The sequence below is a fragment of the Winogradskya consettensis genome, from assembly GCF_018332715.1.
Classification (GTDB): Bacteria; Actinomycetota; Actinomycetes; order Mycobacteriales; family Micromonosporaceae; genus Actinoplanes; species Actinoplanes consettensis.
Genome location: NZ_BOQP01000005.1, coordinates 1 through 25,410, shown reverse-complemented (window position 1 = coordinate 25,410; position 25,410 = coordinate 1). Strand labels below are relative to the sequence as shown.

General features: G+C 70.5%; 23 protein-coding genes. 17 read left to right on the top strand and 6 right to left on the bottom strand.

Annotation, left to right across the window (positions count from 1 at the left end; genetic code table 11):
* Window positions 1-165 precede the first annotated feature (165 nt).
* Window positions 166-336: a hypothetical protein gene (locus Aco04nite_RS05330; RefSeq protein WP_212996062.1), complete on the top strand. Its 171-nt coding sequence runs from the start codon at window positions 166-168 to the stop codon at window positions 334-336.
* Between the two features lie 76 nt (window positions 337-412).
* Here Aco04nite_RS05330 and Aco04nite_RS05325 read toward each other — a convergent pair whose 3' ends face one another.
* Window positions 413-3,511, bottom strand: a complete 3,099-nt coding sequence (locus tag Aco04nite_RS05325) for an AfsR/SARP family transcriptional regulator (protein WP_212996061.1) — start codon at window positions 3,509-3,511, stop codon at window positions 413-415.
* 301 nt (window positions 3,512-3,812) lie between these two features.
* Between Aco04nite_RS05325 and Aco04nite_RS05320 the strand changes: the two genes are divergently transcribed.
* A complete protein-coding gene (locus Aco04nite_RS05320) occupies window positions 3,813-4,286 on the top strand; it encodes a hypothetical protein (protein ID WP_212996060.1) in 474 nt (157 codons plus the stop codon).
* 94 nt (window positions 4,287-4,380) lie between these two features.
* Here Aco04nite_RS05320 and Aco04nite_RS05315 read toward each other — a convergent pair whose 3' ends face one another.
* Window positions 4,381-4,704, bottom strand: a complete 324-nt coding sequence (locus Aco04nite_RS05315; RefSeq protein WP_212996059.1) for a cupin domain-containing protein — start codon at window positions 4,702-4,704, stop codon at window positions 4,381-4,383.
* A gap of 369 nt (window positions 4,705-5,073) precedes the next feature.
* Between Aco04nite_RS05315 and Aco04nite_RS05310 the strand changes: the two genes are divergently transcribed.
* A complete protein-coding gene (locus tag Aco04nite_RS05310; protein WP_308161617.1) occupies window positions 5,074-5,805 on the top strand; it encodes a LuxR C-terminal-related transcriptional regulator in 732 nt (243 codons plus the stop codon).
* Window positions 5,806-5,864: 59 nt separating this feature from the next.
* On the opposite strand, the gene Aco04nite_RS05305 is transcribed toward Aco04nite_RS05310, so the two are convergent.
* Entirely contained in the window at window positions 5,865-7,217 is a 1,353-nt protein-coding gene (locus Aco04nite_RS05305; RefSeq protein WP_212996057.1) for an APC family permease, read from the bottom strand.
* Window positions 7,218-7,287: 70 nt separating this feature from the next.
* On the opposite strand from Aco04nite_RS05305, the gene Aco04nite_RS05300 reads away from it, so the two are divergent.
* Window positions 7,288-8,310, top strand: coding sequence for a GlxA family transcriptional regulator (locus Aco04nite_RS05300; RefSeq protein ID WP_212996056.1), 1,023 nt, complete (start codon window positions 7,288-7,290; stop codon window positions 8,308-8,310).
* A gap of 10 nt (window positions 8,311-8,320) precedes the next feature.
* On the opposite strand, the gene Aco04nite_RS05295 is transcribed toward Aco04nite_RS05300, so the two are convergent.
* The 3 genes from Aco04nite_RS05295 to Aco04nite_RS05285 all read right to left on the bottom strand — a co-directional run bounded on the left by Aco04nite_RS05295 (window position 8,321) and on the right by Aco04nite_RS05285 (window position 10,832).
* On the bottom strand, window positions 8,321-9,667 hold the full coding sequence (locus Aco04nite_RS05295; protein WP_212996055.1) for a dipeptidase: 1,347 nt from the start codon (window positions 9,665-9,667) through the stop codon (window positions 8,321-8,323).
* Window positions 9,654-10,121: a VOC family protein gene (locus Aco04nite_RS05290; protein WP_244875767.1), complete on the bottom strand. Its 468-nt coding sequence runs from the start codon at window positions 10,119-10,121 to the stop codon at window positions 9,654-9,656. Before Aco04nite_RS05290 ends, Aco04nite_RS05295 begins: the two co-directional genes overlap by 14 nt.
* 63 nt (window positions 10,122-10,184) lie before the next feature.
* Window positions 10,185-10,832, bottom strand: a complete 648-nt coding sequence (locus Aco04nite_RS05285; RefSeq protein WP_212996054.1) for a hypothetical protein — start codon at window positions 10,830-10,832, stop codon at window positions 10,185-10,187.
* A 227-nt stretch (window positions 10,833-11,059) separates the two neighbouring features.
* Between Aco04nite_RS05285 and Aco04nite_RS05280 the strand changes: the two genes are divergently transcribed.
* Genes Aco04nite_RS05280 through Aco04nite_RS05220 form a run of 13 tightly spaced genes read left to right on the top strand, consistent with a single transcriptional unit; the run spans window position 11,060 to window position 24,626 of the window.
* Window positions 11,060-12,091: a 3-oxoacyl-[acyl-carrier-protein] synthase III C-terminal domain-containing protein gene (locus Aco04nite_RS05280; protein WP_212996053.1), complete on the top strand. Its 1,032-nt coding sequence runs from the start codon at window positions 11,060-11,062 to the stop codon at window positions 12,089-12,091.
* On the top strand, window positions 12,091-13,887 hold the full coding sequence (locus Aco04nite_RS05275; protein ID WP_212996052.1) for an HAD-IIIC family phosphatase: 1,797 nt from the start codon (window positions 12,091-12,093) through the stop codon (window positions 13,885-13,887). The genes Aco04nite_RS05280 and Aco04nite_RS05275 overlap by 1 nt, the downstream gene beginning before the upstream one ends.
* Window positions 13,884-14,132 (top strand): acyl carrier protein, encoded by a 249-nt coding sequence (locus Aco04nite_RS05270; protein WP_212996051.1) that lies wholly within the window; start codon window positions 13,884-13,886, stop codon window positions 14,130-14,132. Before Aco04nite_RS05275 ends, Aco04nite_RS05270 begins: the two co-directional genes overlap by 4 nt.
* A gap of 35 nt (window positions 14,133-14,167) precedes the next feature.
* Window positions 14,168-15,442, top strand: a complete 1,275-nt coding sequence (locus tag Aco04nite_RS05265) for a lysine N(6)-hydroxylase/L-ornithine N(5)-oxygenase family protein (protein ID WP_244875766.1) — start codon at window positions 14,168-14,170, stop codon at window positions 15,440-15,442.
* 17 nt (window positions 15,443-15,459) lie between these two features.
* Window positions 15,460-15,828 carry a cupin domain-containing protein gene (locus Aco04nite_RS05260; RefSeq protein WP_212996049.1) on the top strand — a complete coding sequence of 123 codons (369 nt, stop codon included), beginning with the start codon at window positions 15,460-15,462 and terminating at the stop codon, window positions 15,826-15,828.
* Window positions 15,825-17,429 (top strand): class I tRNA ligase family protein, encoded by a 1,605-nt coding sequence (locus Aco04nite_RS05255; protein ID WP_212996048.1) that lies wholly within the window; start codon window positions 15,825-15,827, stop codon window positions 17,427-17,429. The genes Aco04nite_RS05260 and Aco04nite_RS05255 overlap by 4 nt, the downstream gene beginning before the upstream one ends.
* 1 nt (window position 17,430) lies before the next feature.
* Window positions 17,431-18,675, top strand: coding sequence for an ATP-grasp domain-containing protein (locus tag Aco04nite_RS05250; protein WP_212996047.1), 1,245 nt, complete (start codon window positions 17,431-17,433; stop codon window positions 18,673-18,675).
* Complete coding sequence (gene ddaH, locus Aco04nite_RS05245) at window positions 18,672-19,475, top strand: dimethylargininase (RefSeq protein WP_212996046.1); 804 nt, start codon at window positions 18,672-18,674, stop codon at window positions 19,473-19,475. The genes Aco04nite_RS05250 and ddaH overlap by 4 nt, the downstream gene beginning before the upstream one ends.
* The gene (locus Aco04nite_RS05240; protein ID WP_212996045.1) at window positions 19,472-19,804 is read left to right on the top strand and encodes an avidin-fold protein; all 333 of its coding nucleotides are present in this window, start codon (window positions 19,472-19,474) and stop codon (window positions 19,802-19,804) included. Before ddaH ends, Aco04nite_RS05240 begins: the two co-directional genes overlap by 4 nt.
* Window positions 19,801-21,618: an ABC transporter substrate-binding protein gene (locus Aco04nite_RS05235; protein ID WP_212996044.1), complete on the top strand. Its 1,818-nt coding sequence runs from the start codon at window positions 19,801-19,803 to the stop codon at window positions 21,616-21,618. Before Aco04nite_RS05240 ends, Aco04nite_RS05235 begins: the two co-directional genes overlap by 4 nt.
* Window positions 21,615-22,916: a cation:proton antiporter gene (locus Aco04nite_RS05230; protein ID WP_212996043.1), complete on the top strand. Its 1,302-nt coding sequence runs from the start codon at window positions 21,615-21,617 to the stop codon at window positions 22,914-22,916. The genes Aco04nite_RS05235 and Aco04nite_RS05230 overlap by 4 nt, the downstream gene beginning before the upstream one ends.
* A gap of 13 nt (window positions 22,917-22,929) precedes the next feature.
* A complete protein-coding gene (locus Aco04nite_RS05225) occupies window positions 22,930-24,174 on the top strand; it encodes an ATP-grasp domain-containing protein (protein ID WP_212996042.1) in 1,245 nt (414 codons plus the stop codon).
* Window positions 24,174-24,626, top strand: coding sequence for a hypothetical protein (locus Aco04nite_RS05220; RefSeq protein WP_212996041.1), 453 nt, complete (start codon window positions 24,174-24,176; stop codon window positions 24,624-24,626). The genes Aco04nite_RS05225 and Aco04nite_RS05220 overlap by 1 nt, the downstream gene beginning before the upstream one ends.
* Window positions 24,627-25,410: the final 784 nt, after the last annotated feature.

Below are 25,410 nucleotides of genomic sequence, written 5' to 3'. Positions count from 1 at the left end.
CTATTCCCCACGGTTATCGGCGATGCCGCAGCGAATAGGAATGGCGATACCGGAAACGGTCGTCGCGCGATAACCCGTCGATGGCCGGGCTTGGCAACGTTTGCCTCAGCCCCGGCGGAACATTCGCAGCCAGGGCGTAATCGTCACTGAGAACGGGGATTCGCCATGCGCATTCACACCTTCACCCGGTCGCTCAAGGTCCGCGTCGTCATCCTGGTCGCGGTGGTCGCCCTGCCGCTGGCCGCAACCGGTCTGCAGAGCGTCACGGCGTCCTCCGCGGCCGGCCCGACCGCGACGATCGGGATGCACACCGACGGTGACATGCCCTGGGACTGAATCCCCGCACACGGAAAAACCCCGGGCCATGAGCCCGGGGTTTCCCATTTTTGCGCGACCGTTTCAGTGGCGCCCGCTATTTCAAGGGCGTCGGCGCCAGTAGATCGCCCAGGTCGCCGGTCGCGGCATAGGCGTCGCTGAGCATCGGCAGCACCCGCACCTCGAAATGCTTCGCCCCGATCGCCCGGAACAACCCGAGCGCGCGGTGCAGGTGCACCACCGCCTGCCGGGGCTCCTCGACGGCCAGCGCGAGCTCGCCCTGCGCCATCGCCACCCGGCCCTCCACCAGCCGGTCCCCGGTCTCGCAGGCCAGGCGCATCGCCTCACGCAGGTCGTCCGCGGCCTCGCCCGGCCGCCCGGCCCGCACCCGCGACACCCCCAGCCCGTGCAGGATGTACGCCTCCCCGGTCGGGTCACCGAACTCGCGGACCGCCCTGAGTGCCTGGGCGAGCACCTCGACCGCCTCGGCCGGCCGCCCGGCGTGCCGGTGCACCTCGCCGAGCCGGTGCAGCACCTGGGCCTCGGTGCGCCGGTTGCCGATCTGCCGGCTCAGGTCCAGAGCCTCCGTGAGCAGTTCGATCGCCGGCTCGTACTCCTGGTGCTCGATCCGGACGTGGGCGATGGACTGCAGCACGTACGCGATCGACACGAGGTCGTTGTTGCGCCGGTGCGTCAGCAATGCCCGGCTGTAGCGGTCGTCGGCCTGCGCATAACGGCCGCCGACCCACTCGACATACCCGAGGTGCTGGTTGACCATGGCCGCGCCCACCTCGTCGCCGACCCGCTCGAAGATCTCGGCGGCCGCGGTGAGGTTCACCCGGGCGTCCTCGGTGCGCCGCTCGATGACGTGGAGCGACCCGGTGGAGTACAGCATCGCGGCCTGTCCCCGCTCGTCACCCGCCTCCCGGGCGGCGGCCAGCGCGATCTGGTGCGTCTCGCGCCAGTCGCTCAGGTAGTTGCGGGACTCGAACAGCGGCACGGCGGTCAGCGCCAGGCTCCAGCAGTGCTCGACGAGACCCGCCTGGGCCGCCTGCCGGACCGCCGCCACGATCGCCGGGCGTTCCCGCTCGAACCACGTCAGCGGCGCCTCGACGATCTGGCGCATGTGCCGCTCCGGCAGCGGATAGACCCGGTCCGACACCTGCATCTGCAGGTAATCGCCACCGTGCACACCGCGTCGTGCTTCCCGCGAGATGAACAGCAACGCACCCATGACCCGTTCGAGCGCGGCCTCCCGCTCGGTGGTGGCGTCCTCGGCGACCAGCCGCTCCCGCGCGAAGACCCGGATCAGGTCGTGGAAGCGATAGTGCGCGTGGACACCGCGGCCCGAGCTGGTGGTCTCGATGAGCTGCGCGTCGGCCAGATCGTCGAGCAGGTCCTGGGCGCCGGAGAACGGCTGGTCGAGCAGCGCCGCCGCCACCCAGGCCGGGAAGTGCGGGAAGTTGAGGATCGTCAGCAGCCGGAACAGCCGCCTGGCGTCCTCCTCCAGGTGGTCGTAGGTCAGCGAGATGCTGGCCCGGATGCCGAGCCCGCTGTGCTTGAGCTCGTCGAGCCGGCGGGCCTCGTTCTCCAGCCGTTCGACCAGGTGGTCGACGCTCCAGTGGGGACGGGCGGCCAGCCGGGCCCCCGCGATGCGCAGCGCGAGCGGCAGATGCCCGCAGAGCCCGGCCAGCTCGGCGGTGGCCCGCGGCTCCGCGTCGATGCGCTCGGCCCCCGCGATCCGGGCCAGCAGCTCCATCGAGTGCTGCTCGTCGAAGACGTCCACGTCGACGTGGACGGCACCGGGCAGACCACCGAGCCGGCCCCGGCTGCTGACCAGGACCGCCGAGCGGGACGTGCCCGGCAGCAGGGGCCGGATCTGGCCCTCGTCACCCGCGTTGTCGAGCACGACCAGCATCCGGCGGTCGGACAGCATCGTGCGGTACAGCTCGGCGCGCTCGTCGAGGCTCTCCGGCAGGGCGGCGCCGGGAACGCCCAGGGCGCGCAGGAACCGTTCGAGCACCTGCTGGGCGCTGACCTGGTCGATGTGCCGGCCATGCAGGTCGGCGTAGAGCTGCCCGTCCGGATAACGGCCGGTGAGCCGGTGCGCGGCGTGCACCGCGAGCGTGGTCTTGCCGATGCCGGGCTTGCCGGCGATCACCACGACCGGCACCGCGAAGCCCGCAACGGTGCCGGTGGGCACCGTGAAGTGCTGCTCGATGGCCCCGATCTGGCGTTCCCGGCCGGTGAAGTCGGCGATGTCGGTGGGCAGCAGCCGTGGCCCCGGCGTCGCGGCCCGCTCAGCCGCGCGCGGGCTGTGCATGTCGATGACCTCGACGGCCACCGGCACGGCGGGCACCGGAAGCTCTTCCTCCTGCACCGGGCCCGGTGCGGGAGACGGCGCCGGGGCCGGCTGCGACAGCGCCGGCGCCGGGGCCGTCTTCGGGGGGATCAGACCGGGGTCCGAGGTGAGGATGGCCCGCTCGAGCCCCTGCAGGTGCTCGTTCGGCTCCAGGCCCAGCTCGTCGATCATCCGCAGCCGCGCCGACCGGTACGTGGCGAGCGCCTCGCTCTGCCGCCCGGCTCGGTAGAGCGCCAGCATGAACTGCCCGCGCAGCTGTTCCCGCAACGGATACTCGGTCACCAGGCCACCGAGCTCGTCGACGATCTCGTTGTGCCGGCCGAGCTTGAGCTCGAGGTCGATGCACTCCTCGTGCGCGGTGATCCGGCGATCGGCGAGCCGCTCCGCCGCGGAGCGCACCACCTGACTGTCGACGCCGTCGAGCGCGGGACCCCGCCAGAGACTCAGCGCCGACCGGTACTGCCCGACCGCCTCCTCGATCCGCCTGTTGTCGCGGGACTGCCGGGCCTGGATCAGGCTGTGTTCCCAGCGGTGCAGGTCGAGACTGCCCTCGGGGATCTGCAGCGAGTAGCCCTGCGAGCGGGTCAGGATGGCGTCGGGCATCCCGTGGCCAGTGAAGAAGCGCCGCAGTGCGGAGATGCAGATCTGCACCTGGACCCGGGAGGTCGAGGGTGGATCCTCGCCGTAGAGCGCCTCGATGAGCCGGGGGGTCCGGACGACCCGGTTCGCCTCCAGCAGCATCGTGCCGAGGACAACCTGCTGACGCAGGCCGCCGAGATCGAGGATGTCGTCACCGAGAACGACCTCCAGAGCGCCGAGAATGAGGAACAGCACCTAACACACCTCGTCCCACGGCGCCCGTGATCCACTGGTCAACCGGTACTTCCCAGTTTTTCGACAATCCGCAGCTCGTTGGTAGCCCACAGCTCTTCGGTAACCCACAGTAATGATCCCCCGCATCGTTCGAGGCTATGCAACGCCGGTCGATGTCTGCCACCCGTCTGCGGGGTACCTGGTCATTCCAACGGTTCGCATACTTTGCCCGATACGGTGCTTGCGCCAAGGATGCATTCTGCTCTACGGACAGTGGCTTTCGTCCCGGATTCGAGCCGCCCCCGCCAGCCTGGTCGCCACCATGGCTACCGAAGGGAACCCGATGTCCACCTCGGATCCGCTCCAGCAGCTCTTCCCCCTGCACGGACCCTACGACCCGGTGCGCACCACCGACGCCGCCCACCTGATCGACGAGCTGGTCCGCTACCTCGCCTACGCCACGCGGCACGAGCCGGCGATGCCCGGCCCGAACGAAGCATACGAGCTCGCCGGCGCGCTCAAGCTGGCCGCGGGCAAGCTTCCCCAGGCGCTGCGCCAGATGTCGGCCCGGATCGCCACCGACCCCGCCTGCCCGGAGTCCACGCTGGTCATCGACACCCTGCGCGACGCGAGCGCGGCGGCCGGCACCCTCGCCCGTGCACTGTCCGACGTGCAGTCAACCCTGCGTGACCTGGCCCTGCGAGATCTGGCCCAGGGTGATCTGGCCCCGGGTACCGCCGGACCCGATGCGACCGTCGTCGGCTTTCCCGCCCCGGCCCGCCGCCTCGCCGCCTGACTCCACGGCAGAAGGGGCCGAGCTCCACAGCAGAAGGGGCCGAGGCCGGTCGTCCGCACGGGCGACCGCGACCTCGGCTGTTCTCATTCCGCTCTCATTGCGCCGCGGGGGTGGCGCGGGTGTATTCGGCGGGGCCGAAGATGACGAGCGCTGTCAGGTTTTCCGTTACCCCGGTGAAGCGGTGTTCTTCGCCGGCCGGGACGAAGATGACGGTGCCGGGGCTTACGTCGACGGTGGCCGACGGGGTGGTCAGGCGGCCCCGTCCGGCGGTGATCACGTAGATCTCGTCCTCGGTGTGCGGGGTCTGCGGGTCGGTGGCGCCCGCCGGGATCGCGTAGGTCCCGATGCTGAGATCCGCGCTGCGGAAGTGCTCCGCCCAGCCCGGCTGGAAGGCCCCGGCCTCCTCGATGATCTTCATGGTTTCCTTTTCGCAGGTGACGCCCGCCAGATGTAAGTCAGGCGTTGACGCATTCGAACATCAGTTCTAATACAGTGGTGAGCTGTTGAGTCGGCTACGCGATTCTAGTCGCCACCGGGGGGCGCGTTCTGCGCATCATGTTGATATTGGTAAATGCCTTGCGTCATCACCGACTGTGTACACGGGGCCCGATGTCTCGCTTGTTGGAAGTTCGGGGGGCTTGCGTCTCATCATGCGGACGGCTGTGTGTCCTATTGGTCCACTATGGATTACCTGCGCCCCGGGTGAGGTCGGTGCGCACTGAGAGTGATCAATTATTTCCACTACGTGTCTGTGGCACGGGGGTAGCAGCATTACGCAGGGACGGGCGTGCTGGGGGGCTGCCCCCGTTCGCGGACGTTCACCTTGCCCCTTTCGGCATCGCCTAGGAGGCAGTACGTGGCATTACGAGTGCTTATTTGCGACGAAAGGGCTCTGGTCAGCGACGGTCTGCGCTCTCTGCTCTCGGCTGAGCAGGACATCGAGATCGTGGGGACCACTTCGCTGGCCAGTCAGGGGCTCTCGCTTGCCGAGTCGCAGAAGCCTCACGTCGTGGTGACCGGGCTCCGGTTGCGCGGTATGCAGGGTAGCGAGTTCATCCGGCGGCTGCGGGGCAGCAGGGAGGAGGCCAGTCCACCGGTCGTCGTCTACGCGGTCGGCGAGCTGGACGAGGTGATGGCCGATGTCATCCGGGCCGGCGCCAACGGGCTGCTCTCCGACCAGTCCGGGCGCAGCGAGCTCGTCATGACGATCCGTGCGGTGGCGGCGGGGCAGGCGATGCTCGGCCCGGACGCCGCGCGCCGCATGCTCACGTGGTTCCGCCGGACCAACGCGCCGGTCAAGGACGCTCTTCCGATGGCGCGGAGCCTCACGGTGCGCGAGCGGGAGGTGCTCATCCTGACCGCGCAGGGGTTGTCCGTCGAGGACATCGCCGTGAAGTTGTTCATCAGCGCGGCCACCGTGCGTACCCATCTCTATCGGTTGCGGGGCAAGTTGCAGCTCCGGGACCGGGCTCAACTGGTCTCCTTCGCCTATGAGGCCGGAATGATGACCGCGGCCTGACGGGACGGGCCGGCGCCGCAACCAACGGGGGAGGCTGCGGCGCCGGAGATTGGTGAAGGTCAGGCCTTGGTGCTGGCGGGATGGTCGGGGGAGCCCTCCGCGACGATGGCGGACTCGCCGGGTGCCTCGTCGGTGGCGGCCGGGGTGGCGGACCGGTTGAGGCGCAGGTAGAGCAGTGCGCAGCCGGTGATGATGAGGGGCCAGATCAGGTAGATGCCGGTCATGGCGAGCAGGACCAGCACCGCGGCCATGGCCGCGAAGGCCGCGGCCCGGCCGGCGCTCCGCTTGGGGAGCAGGCGCAGGGCGGCGGCGATGCCGAAGGCGTAGACGGTCACGAACGAGCCGGTGGTGAGCAGGACCAGGGGCTTGGCGCCGAAGCCGGTGGCGACGACGACTCCCAGGGACACGAAGGACATCAGGGCGTTGACCGCGAGGCTGCGGCGCGGCACCTGACCGGCCTGGCTGCCCCGGGCGAGCCAGGACGGCAGCGCACCGTCGCGGCCCAGGGCGGCACCGAGCTTGGCGGCTCCGGCGTAGTAGGCGTTCATCGCGCCGAAGGTCAGCAGCAGGGCGGCGATCGCGGCCAGGATGCGGGCGTTGCCGCCGAGACCGACCGCCATGAGCTCGCCCAGGGGTGCGTCGGCCTCGGCGGCGCGGGGCCCGAGAACGGCGACGATCGCGAACGCGACAGCGAGGTAGAGGATGCCGATGATCAGGATGGCGGCGGTGGTGGCCCGTGGCACGTCGCGGGCGGGGCGCTTGAACTCGCCGGTCAGGTGGGTGATGGTCTCCCAGCCGACGAAGCTCCAGACGAGCAGTGCTGCCGCGCCGGGGACAGCGCCCCAGCCGTGCGGCGCGAACGGGTGCAGGTTGGCGGTGTCGGCGTCGGGCAGGGCCACCAGGACCGCGACGACGAGAAACGTGACCAGCAGGGCGGCCGCCGCGAGCTGGATCTTGCCGGCGAGCTGGACACCGGCCGCGTTGGTGGCGGTGACCACGCACATGAGCAGGAAGGCGGCGATGGCTGTCGTGGTGAAGCCGCCGCCGAGGGCCGCGGAGACGTACGCGCCGCCGAAGAGGGCAGCGGCGGCGGCGCCCGGTGGCACGGCGAGGTAGAAGCACCAGCCGACGACCGCGGCTGCTTTGTGACCGAAGGCCAGCCGGGCGTACGTCGAGACGCCGCCCGCGTCGGGGTGCCGGGCGCCGAGCGCCGCGAACGTCGCTGCCAGCGGTGCGGAGATGATCACGAGCAGCAGCCAGGCGATCAGCGAGGCGGGTCCGGCTGCCTCGGCGGCGAGCGCGGGCAGGGCGATCACACCGGTACCGAGCACGGCACCGACGTACAGTGCGGTCCCCTGCAAAGCGCTCAGCCGGCCGCCCTGGTGGGTCGGGGTGGCAGAAGTGTCCGTCATGGATTCACGATCGCCCGTTTGGCGGATTTAGAACAGCGGCAGAAACGTCGGGATGCGATAGATTCCTGCCATGGCCCCTCACGTGATCGCGGTTGCGCTGACCGACGGACTGCCGATCTTCGAGCTGTCCGTGCCGGTGGAGGTCTTCGGCAGCGACCGCAGTGACATCGTCTCCCCGTGGTACGAGCTGCGCCTGTGCGCCGAGGGCCCGGATCCGGTGCGCACGGCCGGCGGGCTGGCGGTCGCCCCGCAGTACGGCCTCGACGCGCTCGCGCAGGCCGACACGGTGCTCGTCCCGGCGTGCACCCGCGCCAACCAGGTCGATCCGCCGCCCGCGCTGGTGGCGGCGGTCCGGGCGGCCCACGCCGCGGGCAAGCGCATCGTGTCGATCTGCACGGGGGCGTATGTGCTGGCCGCCGCCGGGGTGCTGGACGGGCGGCGGGCCACCACCCACTGGCTCAACGCCCACGACCTGGCATATCGCTATCCAGCGGTCCAGGTCGACTCGCGGGTGCTCTATGTGGACGAGGGCAGCGTGCTGACCTCGGCGGGCACGGCGGCCGCCATCGACCTGTGCCTGCACCTGGTGCGCCGTGACCACGGCGCGGCGGTGGCCAACGAGATCGCGCGCCGCATGGTGGTGCCGCCGCATCGCGAGGGCGGTCAGGCGCAGTTCGTGCAGCCCGCGGTGCACGGCGACGAGCGCGGTGACCTGGGCGTGGTGCTCGCCTGGGCACGCGAGCGGCTGGACCGGCCGCTGGTCGTCGCGGACCTCGCCGACCAGGCGCATCTGAGCCCGCGCACGTTCGCCCGCCGCTTCCGGGACGAGGTCGGGGTGACGCCGCTGCAGTGGATCCTCGAGCAGCGGGTGCGGCTCGCACAGGAGCTGCTGGAGATGACCGACGACTCGGTCGAGCAGATCGCCCGGCGGGCCGGGTTCGGCACGAGCGCGAGCCTGCGCCAGCACTTCGGCCGGATCATCAGCGTCTCGCCGCAGTCCTACCGCCACGTCTTCCGCTACCGCTCCCGCGCCGCCGGGGCACGCCAAAGTGGCGGCGAGGAAGCCCTCGTCGCCACCATTGGCCGAAAATGATCAGCCGGGCTCAGCCGATGAGGCCGAGGTTCTGCAGGAGCAGGGCCTCGGCGGCGCAGACCCGCGCGAATTCCCCGAGATGCAGGCTCTCATCCGGCCCGTGCGCGCCGGTCAGCGGATCCTCGACGCCGGTGACCAGCAGCGACGCGGCGGGGAAGAGCTCCTGGAAGATCGCGACGGTCGGGATGGAGCCGCCGACCCCCACGTCCACCGGGTCGACGCCGTCCCACGCCTGCCGGAACGCAGCCCGCGCGGCGTCATAGGCGGGCCCGGTCGCGTCGATGTCGCAGGGTGCGCCGCTCGCCTCGTACTCCGTGGTCACCTCCGCGCCCCAGGGGGCGTGCGCGAGCAGGTGGGCGGCCACGGCACGGTAGGCGCGTTCGGGGTCGTCGCCGGGCGCCACCCGTACGCTCACCTTGGCCCGGGCCGAAGCCACCAGCGCATTCGCGGCACCGGTCGTGGCGGGGGCGTCGATGCCGAGCACACTGATCGCGGGCCGCGTCCACAGCCGGTCCACGAGCGGCCCGGTGCCGATCAGCTCGCCGCCGTCGACCAGCCCGGCCTCGGCCCGGATCCGGGCAGCGGGCAGATCCGGCGACGTGGCCTCGCGTGCCACGAGACCGCTGACCGCGACGTCACCCGCGTCGTCGTGCAGCGAGGCGAGCAGCCGGGACAGGGCGATGAGCGCGTCCGGCACCGCCCCGCCGAACGTGCCCGAGTGCGTGGCCTGGCGAAGGGTGCGTACCTCCACGAGGAAGTTGACGATGCCGCGCAGCGACGTGGTCAGCGCCGGTACGCCGATGTCGAAGTTGCTCGAGTCCGCGATCACCACCACGTCCGCGGCTAGCTCGTCGCGATGGCGTTCGAGCAGCGCCGGCAGCGACTGCGAGCCGCTCTCCTCCTCGCCCTCGACGAAGACGCACACGCCGACGGGCAGGTCGTCGCCGAACGCGCGCAGGGCGGCCACGTGCGCCATCAGCCCGGCCTTGTCGTCGGCGGCACCGCGGGCGTAGAGGCGGCCGTCGCGTTCCTCGGCCACGAACGGGTCGCTCGACCAGTCGTCGCGTTCTCCCGGCGGTTGCACGTCGTGGTGGGCGTAGAGCAGCACGGTCGGGGCGCCGGGCGGTCCCGCGCGGTGGGCGATGACCGCGGGTGCGCCGCCCGCGGAGACGACGCGGGCCTTGAGCCCGCAGCCGGCGAGCAGTTCGGCCACCGCCTCGGCCGAGCGCTGCAGGTGGACGGGGTCGAAGCCGGGGAAGGCGATGCCGGGGATGGTGACCAGGCGTTCCAGGTCGGCGCGGACCCCGGGGAGTTCCCGGGTGACGGCGGCGAGCAGCTCGGTTTCAGTGCGGGACATCGGCGGCGCCTGCTTTCCGGTGGTGGGCGGTGGCGTACTGGACCAGCTCGACCAGGAGGCCGGCGGGTTTGCGCAGATAGAGAAAGGCGACGGTCATCCCGTCGCGGGCACCGGCCACGGGCTGGTCGTCGAGCGCCACGAACCCGCCGGCGCGCAGCACGGCCAGGTCGGCGGCCAGGTCGTCGACCTCAAAAGCCAGGTGGTAGAGGCCGGGCCCGCGGGATTTCAGGTACTTCCCGACGGCGGATTCCCCGGCGGCGGGGGAGACCACTTCCACGCAGGCGCCGGGGGACTGCCAGAAATCGCAATTCACGCCGTACGCGGCGGCGGGCCCCGAGTCGGTGGGGTTCATCCCGAGCAGCGTCAGGAACGGGGCGAGACCGCCGGGGTCGTCGGTGGCGAGTCCGATGTGGTCGATGCCGAGGATCACGGGCACTCCCTGGGCGTGCGTCATCGCCGGACCACCGGTGCGGCGGTCCGTGGGCGGAGGGAAAAGGTCAGGTGCCCCGGGTGAAGGTCAGATGCCCCGGGTGAAGGTCAGGTAGCAGTAGTCGTCGAGCATCTTGGCCAGGGACCGGCCGGGCTGACCGAGATGCCCGGCGAGCTCGGCCTCGTCCATGCCGGCCTCGGTCAGCAGGGCCAGGGACCAGTCACGGCCGAGGCGCTGGTGTGCCGCGTAGGAAGCCGCGTCGCGCCGCCCGTGCAGGCGTTTCGCGATCGCCTCGTCCCACGGCATCAGTGCCTGCGGGCGTAGTGCGTACAGCATCTTGGTCGCGGCGGTGGAGCCGATGCCGCGTCGCCGCGGGCCCGCCGACACGCTGACCAGCGCCAGCTCCTGGTAGCACTCGCCGAGGGCGGGGAAGTCCGCGTCATCGAGGCCGGTGATGGACACCCCGGGTGCGGGCAGTGCGTGCTGCCACTGCTTCCACCACTGCTCGACGCCGCTGTCGAACAGGTTCTCCTCGCCGGGCCGGGGGTAGCGGATGCGGCAGCCCCAGGCGTTGAGCCACACGTGCAACGCCTCCCGGTGCGCCGCCACCGACGGGTCGATCGCGGGCGCGGTGCGGGCCGTGAGCGCTGCCCATCCCGCATCAGGGACGCCCGGACCGGCGAACTCCGCGACCGCTTTCCGCAGCGCGTCCAAGGTGATCTGCGACGAATGCATGAGGTCCGAGTCTAGGGACGCGACGCGGCGCAGTCGATGCCGCACGGGTCAGCCAAATGATGATTTCCGGGCGCCCGGAAATCGATTACCGGTCGTACGGCGAATTCGATGACGGCTGCTGCGAACGACGCTGACATGACCGCAGATCCGTTGTCCATCAACGGAAAACCCCGTTAGAAACGCTCTCGGCACCGAAAAACGCCAATGGTTTAAGTCGAGGAGCTTCGATGGCAGAACGGCCGACGACATTCGGCATCACCGGATTCGGATACGCGTTCGGTGACGACAAGGACGTACGTCTCAGTGCCGCCGACTACGTGTCCGATCCGGAGCGCATCATTCGCTGGGGGTTCGACACCTTCCACCGCGCACCGGACGGCGTCACCGCGGTAGGACTCGCCGCCCGCGCCGCCGCCGACGCACTGGCGACCACCGGGGTGGCGGCGAGCGAGCTCGACCTGGTCGTCCTCGCGGCCTCGGAGGTTCCCGAGTACCCGAACTGGGACGCGAGCGCCGCCCTGGCCCGCGAGCTGGGCATCACCAAGGTGCAGACCCTGCTGCTCACCGAGGGGTGCGCCTCGGGTGTCACGGGTCTCGGGCTGGTCGCGGGGCTGATGGCCGTGCAGCCGGAGCTCGACCGGGTGCTGTTCGTCGCGGTCAACCGGGTCAGCGAGTTCCACCGCAACCGGATGACCGTGAACAACGCGGTGCACAGCGACGGCGCGGTCGCCACGGTGCTGCGCCGCGATCACCCGACGCTGCGGTGGCTGGCGACCGAGCAGTTCACCGATCCGGAGCTGAGTGACTGGTTCCGGACCGACTACGGCGGCAGCGTCGCCCCGGTCGCCCCGCAGGGGTGGTCGAGCAGGACGGCCGACCCCGGGCACGTACGGGTGCAGGCCCACTTCGCCAAGAACCCGGCCCGGCTGCGCGCGTTCGGCGAGCTGCTGAACTCCCGCCTGCTCGACGTCATCGACGGTGCGTGCAAGCGGGCCGGCCTGGACCGCAGCGACGTCGCGCACGTCATCTACATCAACGACAGCCCGGAGGCGATCGAGGAACTGGTGCAGCCGCTCGGGTTGCCGGTCGAGCGGACGAACGCGGCGATCTCGCCCCTGCACAGCCACATGGGGGCGGCGGACCAGCTGACCTCGCTCGGCGAGCAGCTGACCCGCGGCGAGCTGCACGAGGGTGACGTCGTCGCGCTGACCGGGACGTCGATCGGCATGCGCTGGTACTGCACGCTGGTGCGGGTCTGATGGCCGCCGGGAACGTACCGAGCCGGCAGACGCTGCTGGAGTCGACCGATCCCGTGCTGTTGCGCAAGGCCGGCAAACAGCTGCGGAAGCTTCCCGCCGACCCCGATCTGCGCCAGGTGACCGTGGCGGTGCTCGCGACGAGCACGGTCGGGCCGTACCGGGACCTGCTCACGTCGGCACTGGTCGGCGCGGGGATGTGGCCGGCGATCGACCCGGGCGAGTACGGCACGTTCGAGATCACGCTGGCCTCGGGCCGGTTCACGACGGGCGCCGACCCCGACCTGGTGTCGCTGCTGATGGACGAGTCGTTCTTCCTGCCCGCCGACTGGTCACCCACCGACGTCCCGGCCCTGGCCGCGCATGTCGAGGGGCGCCTGCACGAGCTGGGCGAGCTGGTCGCGGCGGCCCTCGCCGGCACGGCCGCGACCGTGGTGCTGCACACCGTGCCGCTGCCCGCCCAGGTACGCGACGGGCTGGTCAGCCTCCGGGACCGGGCCGCGGTCGCCCAGCTGTGGACGCGGCTCAACGCGGGGCTGCTCGACCTGGCCCGCGAACATCCGCAGGTGGTGACCGCCGATCTGGTCGGACTGCTCGCCGACGCGCCGTTCGCCGCCCGCGACGAACGGCTGCACCGCTACGCGGACCTGCCCTACACCGACGGCGCCCTGCTGCTGCTTGCCGGGGAGGTACGCCGCGCCGCCCAGGCCCGCGCCGGGCTGTCCCGCAAGGTGCTGGCCCTCGACCTCGACAACACGCTGTGGGGCGGAGTGCTCGGCGAGGCCGGGGCGGAGGGCATCGAGCTCGGCGGGCTCTACCCGGGTAACGCGTACAAGCAGTTGCAGCTCAGCGTCCGGCGGCTGCGCGAGCAGGGGGTCATCCTCGTGCTCGCCAGCAAGAACGACGCGGCGCTGGTCGACGAGGTGCTCGCCGGGCATCCGGAGATGGTGCTCGGGGCGGACGCGTTCGCCGTACGCGCGGTGAACTGGAAGGCCAAGGCGGAGAACCTGCGCGCCGCGGCCGAGTCGCTCGGGTTGTCCACGGAGTCGATGGTCTTCCTGGACGACTCGCCGTTCGAGCGCGGCCACGTCACCGCGGAGCTGCCCGGGACCGTGGTGCTCGACGCGAGCGGCGACCCCGCCCACCTGGTGCGCACGCTGCTGCGTACCGGATGGTTCGACGTCCTTGATCTCACGAAGACCGACCTGCAACGGCCGCAGCTGTACCGGGCGCGGGCGTTGCGCAGCGATTTCTCCACCGGCTTCGGATCCTCACAGGACTATCTGACGGCGCTCGGGCTGCGGCTGACCCCGGCACCCGTCACCGGATACACGGTGGCGCGGGCCGCGCAGCTCGCGGCGCGTACCAATCAGTTCAACCTGACCGGCGAGCGCTTCGACCAGGCCACCACCACGGCCATGAGTACGTCGGCCGACCACCTCGTGGCGACGTTCGAGGTCAGCGACCGCTTCGGCGACGAGGGTGTCGTCGGCGCCGCCTGGGTGCACCGCGACGGCGACCGGTGGCGGGTGCTGAACCTGGTGCTCAGCTGCCGGGTGCTGGGCCGCGGCATCGACCTGGCCATCGCCGGCTGGCTCGCCCGGCAGGCCCGCGCCGCCGGTGCCACCCGCCTCGAGGCCAGCTATGTGGCCTCGAAGAAGAACGGGGTCGCGGCCGGTTTCTGGACCACGGCGGGGTTCGCCGCAGGTGCGGAGCCCGGCTCGTTCGTGCTCGATCTGACCACCGAGCCGGGCGACCTGCCCGGCTGGATCACCCTTCGCGAACGGAGCGATGCATGACCACCCCCGCAGCGACAACCGGCACCACCGTCGCCGAGATCCTCGCCGGCGTGCTCGACGAGCCGGCCGCGGCCCTGCGTGAGCAGCCGATCCTGGCCGCCCACGACTGGGACAGCCTCACCTCGCTGGAGGCCCTCGCACAGCTCGAAGCCCGGTTCCACGTGAGCCTCGACCTCACCGCGTTCAACGCCGCACGCACGGTCGATGACATGACAGCGCTCGTGACCGCGGCGACGCCGGCATGAGGACCACCACCGCAACGACCCCACGGGAGAGCGACGTGCATCAAGAAGTCGAGACACTGGCCATCGGGGCCGGGCCCGCGAACCTCGCGATGGCCATCGCCCTGGAGGAGCTGGCGCCCAAGGAGTTCGCCGGCGAGACCCTCATCGCGGAGCAGCACGACGACGTCGTCTGGCAGCGCGGGATGCTGCTGCCCTGGTCGCAGAGCCAGGTGTCGTTCCTCAAGGACCTGGTGACGCTCCGCAACCCACGCAGCCGGTTCTCGTTCGTCAACTTCCTGCACGCGACCGGGCGGCTGGACGAGTTCATCAACCTCGGCAGCTTCACGCCGTACCGGCTGGAGATCTCCGCCTACCTCGCCTGGGTCTCGCGGTCCCTGGAGCACGTACGCCTCGAGTACGGCCTGCGCTGCACCTCCGTCGAGCCCGTGCCCGACGACTCCGGTGTCGTCACCCACTGGCTGGCGCACTTCGCCGACGGCCGCAACATCCTGTGCCGCAACCTCGTGCTCGGCGCCGGTCGCGACGCGCACATCCCGGCGGAGTTCGCGGCTCTGCCCCGGGAACGGGTGCTGCACAGCACGGAGTTCGCCACCCGCGTCGAGTCCCTCGACCCGCAGGCCGTCCGCCGTGTGACGGTCATCGGAGGTGCCCAGAGCGCGGCGGAGATGCTCGTCGCCGCGCACGAACGCTTCCCCCGGGCGCAGTGCACGATGGTCATGCGGTCGATCGGGCTGAACTCGTACGAGAGCAGCAAGTTCACCAACGAGCTGTACTACCCGTCGTTCATCGACGAGTTCCACGCCGCCCGCCCCGAGGCCCGCGAGCAGCTGCTGCGCGAGATGCACCGGACCAACTACGCGGGTCTCGCACCGGGCACCCTCGACGCGCTCTACCGCGAGATGTACCTGAGCCGGCTCACCGGTTCGCAGCGGCTGCGCATGGTGACGATGACCGAGATCGCGGACGCCCGGATGGACGGCGACGAGGTCGTCCTCAGCCTGGTCGACCGCAAGAACGGGGAACGCAGCGAGCTGCGCAGCGACGTCGTGCTGCTCGGCACCGGCTTCGTCCGCGGGATGCCCCGGGTGGTCAACGACCTCGCCGCCGCGCTCGGCATCGGCGACGTCACGGTCGACCGCAACTACCGGATGAACGTCCCGCCCGAGGTGACCGCCGGCTGCTACCTGCAGGGCGTCAACGAGGCCACCCACGGCATCGCGGACTCGCTGCTGAGCGTCCTCGCCGCCCGATCCGAGGAAATCGTCACTGACCTGCTCGAACACCGCGCCGCCGCACTCGCGGCCCGCTGAGACACACGGAGGCAGACATGGAGATCCGCAAACTCGACCGCGACGCCCTCAAGCCCGACAACGGCCTTCGGGCCCAGCGGCTCATGCCGTGGGAAGTGCTCAACGCCCCCTTCGAGGGCTCCTGGTGCGTCGTCTCGCCGGGCGCCGTCTCCGGTGCGCACGGCCACCACGAGTACGAGATCTGGGTCGCGATGACCGGTGCCGCCACGATCATCACGGACCAGGGGCGTACGCCGTTCGTAGCCGGCGACATCGTGCACTTCGAGCCGGAGTTCCGTCACCAGGTCGTGAACGAGAGCGACGCCGACTTCCAGATGTACTCGGTCTGGTGGGACGCCGAGCTGGCCAAGAACTTCGCCGACCGGCACGCGGCGGTCAAGGAATGACGCAGCGCCCCGCGATCATCGTCGCGGCCACCCCCACGTCCAACGGCGACCTGCACCTCGGGCACATGGCCGGCCCGTACCTGTCGGGTGACGTCTACGCCCGCTACCTGGCCGCGACCGGTCGCGACGTCGTCTACACCACGATCACCGATGACAGCCAGACGTACGTCTCGACCACCGCGCAGCGCCAGGGCCTGTCCCCGGAGGCGCTGCGGGCCACCTCGACCGACGCGATCGCCGCGTCCATGCGGGCACTCGGCATCGGCATCGACGGGATGCCCCCGATCGGCGCGAGCTACCGCGAGACCGTGCTGACGTTCGTCGAGCGCCTGCACCGCAACGGCAGCCTGCGACTGCGCAAGGTACGCATGCCGGTGGCCCGCGCGACGGGCCAGGTGCTGTTCGACGGTTTCCTCGGCGGCACCTGCCCGGCCTGTCTCGCGGGCAGCTCCGGCGGGGTCTGCGAGGGCTGCGGGCACCCGAACCACTTCGACCAGCTCCTCGACGCGGCGCCGGCCCTCGACCCGGGCGCGGAGTTCGAATACCGCGAGTACGAGGTGCTCGTCCTGCCGCTGGAGGAGTACAGGGAGCGGCTCCGCGCGTACTACGACGAACGCCGTGACCTGTGGCGCCCGCACGCCCGGCAGCTGATTCAGGAGCTGCTCGCCGGCCCGTTGCCGGACGTCCCGGTGACCGTGCCGGGCGACTGGGGCCTGCCCGCGCCGTTCGCCGAGACCCCGGGTCAGCGCATCTACCCGTGGATCGAGGCCATGCCCGCGGTGATGTACGCCAGCGCCTGGGTCGTCGCCCAACGCGAACCGGCCCAGCGCGGCCCGGCCCCGGCCGAGACCGACGACCTCTGGCGGCGTGACCGCGACGCGGAGATCGTCTACTTCCACGGCTACGACAACGTCTACTACTGGGGCCTCGTCGACCTGGCCCTGCTCATGGCCCACGACGACCGGTACGCGCTACCCGCCACGAACGTCTGCAACGAGTTCTACGAGCTCGACGGGCAGAAGTTCTCGACGAGCCGCAACCATCTGGTGTGGACCCGGGACCTGCTGGACGGCGTGCCGCGTGACGTCGCCCGCTTCTACCTGGCCCTGACCGCACCGGAGTTCCAGCGCTCCACGTTCACCCGCCCGGCACTGCGCACCACCACCGGCGCGCGGCTGATCCGGCCGTGGAACGAGCTGGCCGCCCAGCTGGCCGTACTCACCGGCAAGGTCGTCGACACCGAGCTGCCGACCACGGAGAACGGCCGGTTGCGCGCCAAGGTGCTCACGAAACGGTTCGCCGGCTGCTACGAGCTGGCGACGTTCTCCATGGGCCGGGCGGCCGCGATGGTCGCGGACCAGCTCGACCGGCTGCGGGCCGCGTCGGGTGACCTGAAGGACGACCCGGTGGCCCTGGGCGACCTGTTGCTCGAGGTCCGGGCCCTGCTCGCCGGTGCGGCACCGCTGCTCGTCGACGTGGCGGCCCGGGCCGAGGGCCAGGGGGTGGAGCTGCGGCTCGACGACAGCGAGCCGCCGGAGTCGATCACCGTGTTCACGCTGCCCGCGCTGACGGGCGACCACGACGGCACCGGGAGGAGCTGACATGAAACTGCTCGCGATGGAGACCCTGCAGTACCTGCAGTACTACATCTCGCGTTACCGGCAGGTCGAGGAGCTCGGTGTCGAGCTGTTCGTGCTCAACGGCCAGGGCACCGACGACTTCTGGCCCGCCGAGCGTTACCGGGTGGCCGGTTCGCAGCAGATCGACGACATCATCGCCGTCGCCAAGGAGTGGCACGCCACGGAGCACTTCGACGGCGTGATCACGTTCTCCGAGTCCGCGGTCATCACCGTGGCGGCCGTCGCCGACGCGCTCGGGCTGCCCGGCATCCCGGTGCAGGCGGCCGTGCAGAGCCGTAACAAGCTGCTCATGCGTCAGGCCCACGAACGGGCCGGCGCGCCGATTCCCGGGTTCCGCTACGCCGAGGACGAGAAGCAGGCGCTGGCCGCCGCCGAGGAGTTCGGCTATCCGGTCATCCTCAAGCCGACGATGGGCGCGGGCAGCAACTTCGTCTTCCGCATCGACGACGCCGAGCAGCTGGGCCGGCGCTTCCAGCAGGCGAGCGAGGGCATCGCGAAGATGTTCTGGGCCACCTCGGAGCCGACCGGCCTGGACCTCGGCCCGCAGGGGCTGCTCGTCGAGTCGTTCCTCGAGGGCAAGGAATACCTGATCGAGGCGCTCGCCTGGGACGACGAGGTCTATCTCGGCTCGGTCGTGGACCGGATCACCGCCGAGGGAGCGACGTTCGACGACGACGTGCACCACGCGCCGACAACGCTGGACGACGTGACGCTGGAGAAGGTGCACCGCGCTGTCCGGGCCGGTGCGCACGCCCAGGGTCTGCGGCGCAGCGTCATGCACGCCGAGGTGCGGTTCCACGACGGGGAGCCGTACCTGCTGGAGATCGCCGCCCGGGTGGGTGGCGGTGGCCTGGACATGATCGCCCGCATCTCCGCGGATTACGACCCGATCCACGCGGTGGTCGATGTCGCCCGCGGGCAGCACCCCCAGGTCCGTCACTACCAGCCGACGGGTACGCACATCGCGGCGATGTGCCTGATCAGCGATGCCGGAGTCGTCGAGCACGTCGACGTACCGGCCGAGGTCAGCGACTCGGAGCGGGTGTTCCTCCTCAAGATCACCGCCAGGCCGGGTGACCTGATCCGCCGCCCGCCCGACGGCAACACGATCCTCGGGTTCCTCGGCACGACCGGGGACTCGATGGACGAAGCAGTCGACACGATGAACGACTTCGCGTCCCGGATCACCGTGAGGTTCGCCCGATGACCGCCCGTACCCGGCGCTTCCTGCTCTGCCCGCCGACCTATTTCGACGTCACCTACTCGATCAACCCGTGGATGGAACCGGCCAAGCCCACCGACGGCGCGCTGGCCCTCGCCCAGTGGGAACGGCTGCGCAGCCTGCTGATCGGCCTCGGTCACACCGTCGAGCTGATCGATCCGCTGCCCGGCCTGCCCGACATGGTGTTCGCCGCGAACGGCGCCACCGTGGTCGGCGGCCGCGTGTACAGCGCGCGGTTCCGCCATGCGCAACGAGCCGCCGAGGGGCCCGCGTACGCGGAATGGTTCCGCACGCACGGCTTCCCGGTGCACGACGCGGACCACGTCAACGAGGGGGAGGGCGACCTGCTCGCCGCCGGTGACCGGATCCTCGCCGGCACCGGGTTCCGCACCGACGCCCGCGCCCACGAGGAGGCGGCCCGGGTCCTGGACCGCCAGGTGATCGGCCTGCACCTCGTCGACCCGCGGTTCTACCACCTCGACACCGCGCTGGCCGTGCTCGACGACGACCAGATCATGTACTACCCCGCGGCGTTCTCCGCGCGCAGCCAGGACGTGCTGCGCCGGCTCTACCCGGACGCCGTGCTGGCCGACGAGCAGGACGCGGAGGTGTTCGGGCTCAACGCCGTGTCCGACGGCCGCAACGTGCTGCTCGCCCCGCAGGCCGTCCACCTCGCACGGGAGCTGTCCGCGCGGGGCTTCGTACCCATCGGCATCGACCTTTCCGAGTTGCTCAAGGCGGGCGGCAGCGCCAAGTGCTGCGTCCTGGAGGTGCGCGAGTCATGACCACCATCGACTACGACGGGCGGCGGTTCCGGCCCGCGGAGGACGACGCGAAGAACCGGGTCGCGTACTACCGCCAGGAGGGTGACCTGCTCTGGGGTCACTTCCTCGGCGGGCACGCGCGGCGCGGCGCGCTGACCGGGACGTGCGCGGTGGACGGCACGCTGCGGTTCGCCTACAGCATGGTCCTCGACGACGGCGAGATCGTCTCCGGCAGTTGCCGGAGCACCCCGCACCTGCTCCCCGACGGCCGGGTCCGGCTGCACGAGACGTGGGAGCGCTACGGGACCAACGCCGGCAGCGGCGAATCCTGGCTGGAGGAGATCCGATGACGACCGCCCACAAGCCCGCGGTCAGCACCGCGCCGACGAGTCCCCGCAAGGGCGGGACGGTCACGTGGGCGTGCGCCCCGGGCTTCCCGCCGGCGGTGATCTTCCCGTTCACCCCGGCCGAGCGGATGGGCACCCGCAACATCCTCGAATTCCAGATGCTGATGTACCGGCCGCTGTTCTACTTCGGCAGCCGGGGCACGCCCGAGGTCGACTACGACCAGAGCATCGGCGAGGCACCGCAGTGGAGCGAGGACGGCCGCACGGTCACGATCCGGGTCAAGCCGTGGAAGTGGTCGAACGGCGAGAGCCTGTGCGCCGACAACGTCCTTTTCTGGGTCAACCTCATGAAGATCAAGGGAGACAGGTACGGCGAGTACGTCCCGGGATACTTCCCCGACAACCTCGTCGACTACGGCAAGACGGCCGAGGACACCGTCTACTTCACGTTCGACAAGGTGTACTCGCGCAAGTGGGTGCTGATGAACCAGCTCAGCACGATCACGCCGATGCCGCACGCGTGGGACCGCACCGACGCCGGGCCGGCCAACGCGTCGGGGGACGTGGCCGACGTACCCGCGGTCTACGACTTCCTGATGTCCGCCCAGGGCAACATCATCTCGGAGACCAACGAGCACCGGACGAAGTGGGCGGACAGCCCGATCTGGAGCATCGTCAGCGGGCCGTGGCGGTTGAAGAGCTACACGCTCGAAGGCGTCGTCACGTTCGTGCCCAACGAGGCGTACTCCGGGCCCGACAAGCCGCACCTCGACGAGTTCCGCCAGGTGCCGACGTTCTCCGACGACGAGCAGTACGAGATGTTGCGCAAAGGGCCCACCGCCGACAAGGGCATCCAGGTCGGGTATCTGCCGCTGAGCTTCACGACCGAGGCGACCGACGATCCGACCAGCGGCGCCGCGAACCCGCTCGCGCCCGACTACCGGATGGTGCCGCAGGTCGCGTACTGCATCCGTTACTTCTGCCTGAACTACAACAACCCGACGGTCGCCGGGAAGATCTTCGCCCAGCCGTACTTCCGGCGGGCACTGCAGAGCTGCCTCGATCAGGACTCGGCGGTCCGCGACATCTATCACGGGTACGCGTACCGGCAGAACGGTCCTGTCCCGATGCTGCCCGTCACCGACCTCGTCTCGCCGAGGCAACGCGAAGGCGCGTGGCCCTTGCCGTTCGATCCGGCCCGCGCCAAGCAGTTCCTCGACGACAACGGCTGGGACACCTCGGTCTTCCCGGCGATCTGCGTGAACCCGGGCACCGGCCCCGGCCAGGCGGGCGCGGGCATCCCCGCCGGCACCCCGATGAGCGTGCTCCTGCGCTACGTCGAGGGCCGCCCGGCGCTGACCCGGCTGATGACGGCGTTCCGGCGCGACGCGGCGCTGGCCGGCATCGACGTCCGGCTCGAGGAGGTCTACGGCTCGGTCCTCGTCGCCGAGGACGCGCCGTGCGAGCCCGGCCCGGACAGCCCCTGCCTGTGGGAGATGTGCTGCTGGAACGGGGGGTGGGCCTACCACCACCCGAGCGGCGAGATCCTGTTCGGTACGGGCGCCGGCGGCAACTTCGGCCACTGGAGCGACGCCCGCGCCGACGAGCTCATCGAGCGCACGGTCACCTCCGACGACCTCGACGTGCTCTACGAATACCAGGACTACATCGCCGAGCAGGTCCCGGTGATCTTCACGCCGAACTTCCCGATCCGGCTCTTCGAGGTCGACGAGCGGCTGCGCGGTTTCGAGGTCAACCCGTTCGGCATGATCAACCCGGAGAAGTGGTACTACGCTGGGGATGGCGACGCGGCATGAACCTGTCGGCCTCGTACACCCCGCTCGCCGCCCATCAACTGCTGCTCTTCCTGCTGCAGGTGGGGCTGCTGCTCGGGATCGCGCTGGTGCTCGGCCGGCTCGCGCTGCGCCTCGGGATGCCGGCGCTGGTCGGCGAGCTGACCGCGGGCGTGCTGCTCGGACCGTCCCTGCTCGGCAATCTCGCGCCATCGGTGTCGCACCTGCTGATGCTCCAGGACAGCGAGCAGCGGCATCTCGTCGACGCCGTCGGGCAGATCGGCGTACTCCTGCTCGTCGGCGTCACCGGCTCGCAGCTCGACCTGTCACTGCTGCGCCGCCGCCCCGGCACCGCGCTCTGGGTCAGCGGCAGCGGCCTGCTCGTCCCGCTCGCCGGCGGCCTGGCCCTCGGTGCCCTGCTGCCCGGTTCGGCGCTGGCCGATCCGGGGCAGCGCCCGGTCTTCGCGCTGTTCCTCGGCGTCGCGATGGCGGTCAGCGCGATCCCGGTCATCGCCAAGACACTGCTGGAGATGCGACTGCTGCACCGCGACATCGGCCAGCTCATCATCGGCGCCGCGGTGCTCGACGACATCGTCGGCTGGCTCCTGCTGTCCGTCGCGTCCGCGATGGCGACCACCGGCTGGCACGGCCCCGACCTCGCGCTGTCCGTCGGGCTGCTCGTCGCGCTGATCGGCCTGTCGCTGACCCTGGGCCGGGCGTTGCTGCGCCCCGCGCTGCGCTACCTCGATCGGCGCGACGAGCCCGGCCTCGACACCGCGTTCTGCGTCGTCGTGGTCGTCCTGCTCGCGGCACTCACCCACGCTCTGAAGATGGAACCGGTGGTCGGCGCATTCTTGGGCGGGATGCTGCTCGGCTCGACGGGAATGCTCAACCATCGCCGGCTCGTGCCGCTGCGTACGGTCGTCCTGGCCGTTCTCGCACCCCTGTTCTTCGCCACCGTGGGTCTCCAGATGAACCTGACCCTGCTCGCCGAGCCGGGTGTGCTGCTGGTGGCGCTCGTGGTCCTCGCGGTGGCGATCGGCGGCAAGTTCGTCGGTGCCTACGTCGGCGCCCGCATCGCCCGCCTCAGCCACTGGGAGGGCCTGGCGGTCGGCGCCGGCCTGAACGCCCGCGGGGTCATCGAGATCATCGTGGCCACCGTCGGGCTGCGGCTCGGCGTCCTCACCCCCGCCATGTTCACCGTCATCGTGCTGGTCGCCCTCGTGACCTCGCTGATGGCCCCGGTCCTGCTGCGCCGCACGGTCCGGCACATCCCGGTCACCACCGACGACCGCGTCCGCGAACAGACCCTCGCGGTCTGAGAAAGGTACCCTGATGACGGACACCGACTCACGTCCACGGCTGCTGCTGGTCGCCAGCGGTTGGCAACCCTTCCGCGAATACCTGCTCGCCTCGATCGCCGGCAACTTCCGCGTCCACCTGTTCCACACCGTCGAGCCGGCCTGGGAAAAGCAGTACCTCACCGGCTGGACGGTCCTGCCCAGCACCATCGACGGCCCGGCCATGGCTCGCGCCGCCCTGCCCCTGCAAGCTGACTCCCCCTTTGCCGGGGTGCTGTGCTGGGACGAGGGCCGCATCCATGCCACGTCGTTCATCGCCCAGGCACTCGGCCTGCCCAACGGCGACCCGGACGTGCTCTGGCGCCTGCGAGACAAGGCCCAGACCCGTGCGGCGCTGACCGGCACCGGTGTCGCCCAACCCCGCTCGGTGGCGGTCCGCGACCTAGCCGGCGCACTCGCCGCCGCGGAATCCGTCGGCTACCCGGCGGTCCTCAAACCCCGCGGCCTCGGCGCCAGCCTCGGCGTCGTCCGCGTCGACAACGCCGCCGAACTACGGTCTCAGTTCGCCTTCACCCGCGACACCACCGCACCCGACCCCGTCCACTACAGCACCGACGACCCGGTCCTGGTCGAGCAATGTGTGACGGGCGAGGAGATCAGCGTCGACGCGGTCATCCAGGCCGGCGTCGTCACCCCACTCTTCATCGGGCGCAAGGTCGTCGGATTCCCACCGTACGCCGAAGAAGTCGGCCATTTCGTCGACGCCCACGACCCTCTCCTCAGCGACGAGCGTTTCTCTTCTGTTCTGCAGGAAGCCCACACCGCACTCGGCTTCCGCGACGGCTGGACCCACACCGAGTTCATGCTCACCGCGGACGGCCCCTCCCTGATCGAGGTCAACGGCCGCCTGGGCGGCGACCTGATCCCATACCTGGGCCTCCTGTCCACCGGCATCGACCCGGGCAGAATCGCCGCCCAAGCCGCGTGCGGCCTCCCCCTGGAGCTCGGCTCGGACCGCCATCAGGTCGCCGGCGTCCGCTTCTTCTACGTCGACGAGGAGGACACAACCCTGGGCGCGATCGGCTTCCAGGAGGCAGCCCTACCCCCGTCGATCACCCGCGCGGCTCCCATCGCGGCCGTCGGCGCGGTGGTCTCGCCGCCACCGAAGGGCACGGTCTGGGGCAGAATCGCGTACGCCGTGGCAACCGGCCCCACCCGCGCCTCCTGCGAGACGGCACTGGATTGTGCAGGCGATGCCCTGGAATACAAGCTGGCCTGATGGAACACGACTTCGACTTCCTCCACGGCAACTGGCACGTCCACAACAGACGCCTCCGTGAACGCCTCGCCGCCTGCGAGGACTGGGACGAATTCCCCTCCACCGCCCTGATCACCCCCCTCTTCGGCGGCGCCGCCAACATCGACGAGATCACCTTCGGCCCGGGCGAAGCCTCAGGTCTCACCCTGCGACTCTGGGACCCCGCCGCGTCCCATTGGTCGCTGCACTGGACGACCAGCGACACCGGCCGCCTCTTCCCAGCCATCACGGGCACGTTCACGGACGGCGTCGGCACGTTCTACGGCGACGACACGGAGGGCGGGACGCCGGTCCGGGTGCGCTTCATCTGGTCCGGCATCACGGTGGAGACGGCCCGCTGGGAACAGGCCTTCTCCACCGACGACGGCGCCACCTGGGAGACCAACTGGGTGATGGAACTGACCCGCGCCTGACGTCACGCCGGCCAGGCTCCGCTCTGCTGCAAGACGCCCGGCTGGGGCTTCCCTGCCGGGCGCCTTTGCTTGCGTAGGTGCCCTTCGTGGGACGGATTCCGGCCTTGGCTTTTGGCGTCGTTACGGATGGTCACGTCGCTCGGAAGGTATATCTGATGTGCTCAGACATGATTGGGTCACGGTTGACAGCCGATGTCGCCAGAAGTTGCGCTACCTGAGGCCTTGACGCAATTTCTGGCGAACTTCACACCCTTACAAACCGCCTACCGCTGATACCCACGACGGAGGTGACGCGGCGTCACCAAGTCGGTTCGACCTCTGTGGACAAATCCGCGGCCCCACACGACGCCTTCGCTCTCCTCGGCCCAGCCCGCTTCTGCTTCCCGCCGGACGGGCTCTTGCATCTGAGCGCGGGAGCTCGGTCCGGGGCCAGGCATAAACGATTCTGTCACCTTGGGTATCCGCCACGGCGCACCTCGGTGAGCGCTGCCCGGCCCCGGTCTCGTCCGATGCCGCGAGGGCGGGGTGACGGAGAGCTGGTGGTGTGCGACCCGGCGTCCCGGCCTTCGGCGTCCCCTCCGCCGCCGGCTACCCGCTACCCGCCACCGGCTACCCGCCGCCGACTACCGGCTACCCGCCCACCCGCCGTCGGCTACCCGCCCACCCGCCGTCGGCTACCCGCCCACCCGCCGTCGGCTACCGGCCACCCGCCGTCGGCTACCGGCCCGCCGCCGGCTACCGGCCGCTTAGGTTGTGCACAATTTAGTTGTGCACAACTAAATTG

Coding starts and splice junctions, on each gene's coding strand:
- Aco04nite_RS05255 (WP_212996048.1), top strand. CDS start 15,825: ATGACGCAGCGCCCCGCGATCATCGTCGCGGCCACCCCCACGTCCAAC.
- Aco04nite_RS05330 (WP_212996062.1), top strand. CDS start 166: ATGCGCATTCACACCTTCACCCGGTCGCTCAAGGTCCGCGTCGTCATC.
- Aco04nite_RS05315 (WP_212996059.1), bottom strand. CDS start 4,704: ATGAAGATCATCGAGGAGGCCGGGGCCTTCCAGCCGGGCTGGGCGGAG.
- Aco04nite_RS05220 (WP_212996041.1), top strand. CDS start 24,174: ATGGAACACGACTTCGACTTCCTCCACGGCAACTGGCACGTCCACAAC.
- Aco04nite_RS05290 (WP_244875767.1), bottom strand. CDS start 10,121: ATGACGCACGCCCAGGGAGTGCCCGTGATCCTCGGCATCGACCACATC.
- Aco04nite_RS05230 (WP_212996043.1), top strand. CDS start 21,615: ATGAACCTGTCGGCCTCGTACACCCCGCTCGCCGCCCATCAACTGCTG.
- Aco04nite_RS05295 (WP_212996055.1), bottom strand. CDS start 9,667: ATGTCCCGCACTGAAACCGAGCTGCTCGCCGCCGTCACCCGGGAACTC.
- Aco04nite_RS05300 (WP_212996056.1), top strand. CDS start 7,288: ATGGCCCCTCACGTGATCGCGGTTGCGCTGACCGACGGACTGCCGATC.
- Aco04nite_RS05250 (WP_212996047.1), top strand. CDS start 17,431: ATGAAACTGCTCGCGATGGAGACCCTGCAGTACCTGCAGTACTACATC.
- Aco04nite_RS05305 (WP_212996057.1), bottom strand. CDS start 7,217: ATGACGGACACTTCTGCCACCCCGACCCACCAGGGCGGCCGGCTGAGC.
- ddaH (WP_212996046.1), top strand. CDS start 18,672: ATGACCGCCCGTACCCGGCGCTTCCTGCTCTGCCCGCCGACCTATTTC.
- Aco04nite_RS05275 (WP_212996052.1), top strand. CDS start 12,091: ATGGCCGCCGGGAACGTACCGAGCCGGCAGACGCTGCTGGAGTCGACC.
- Aco04nite_RS05285 (WP_212996054.1), bottom strand. CDS start 10,832: ATGCATTCGTCGCAGATCACCTTGGACGCGCTGCGGAAAGCGGTCGCG.
- Aco04nite_RS05320 (WP_212996060.1), top strand. CDS start 3,813: ATGGCTACCGAAGGGAACCCGATGTCCACCTCGGATCCGCTCCAGCAG.
- Aco04nite_RS05240 (WP_212996045.1), top strand. CDS start 19,472: ATGACCACCATCGACTACGACGGGCGGCGGTTCCGGCCCGCGGAGGAC.
- Aco04nite_RS05225 (WP_212996042.1), top strand. CDS start 22,930: ATGACGGACACCGACTCACGTCCACGGCTGCTGCTGGTCGCCAGCGGT.
- Aco04nite_RS05270 (WP_212996051.1), top strand. CDS start 13,884: ATGACCACCCCCGCAGCGACAACCGGCACCACCGTCGCCGAGATCCTC.
- Aco04nite_RS05280 (WP_212996053.1), top strand. CDS start 11,060: ATGGCAGAACGGCCGACGACATTCGGCATCACCGGATTCGGATACGCG.
- Aco04nite_RS05260 (WP_212996049.1), top strand. CDS start 15,460: ATGGAGATCCGCAAACTCGACCGCGACGCCCTCAAGCCCGACAACGGC.
- Aco04nite_RS05235 (WP_212996044.1), top strand. CDS start 19,801: ATGACGACCGCCCACAAGCCCGCGGTCAGCACCGCGCCGACGAGTCCC.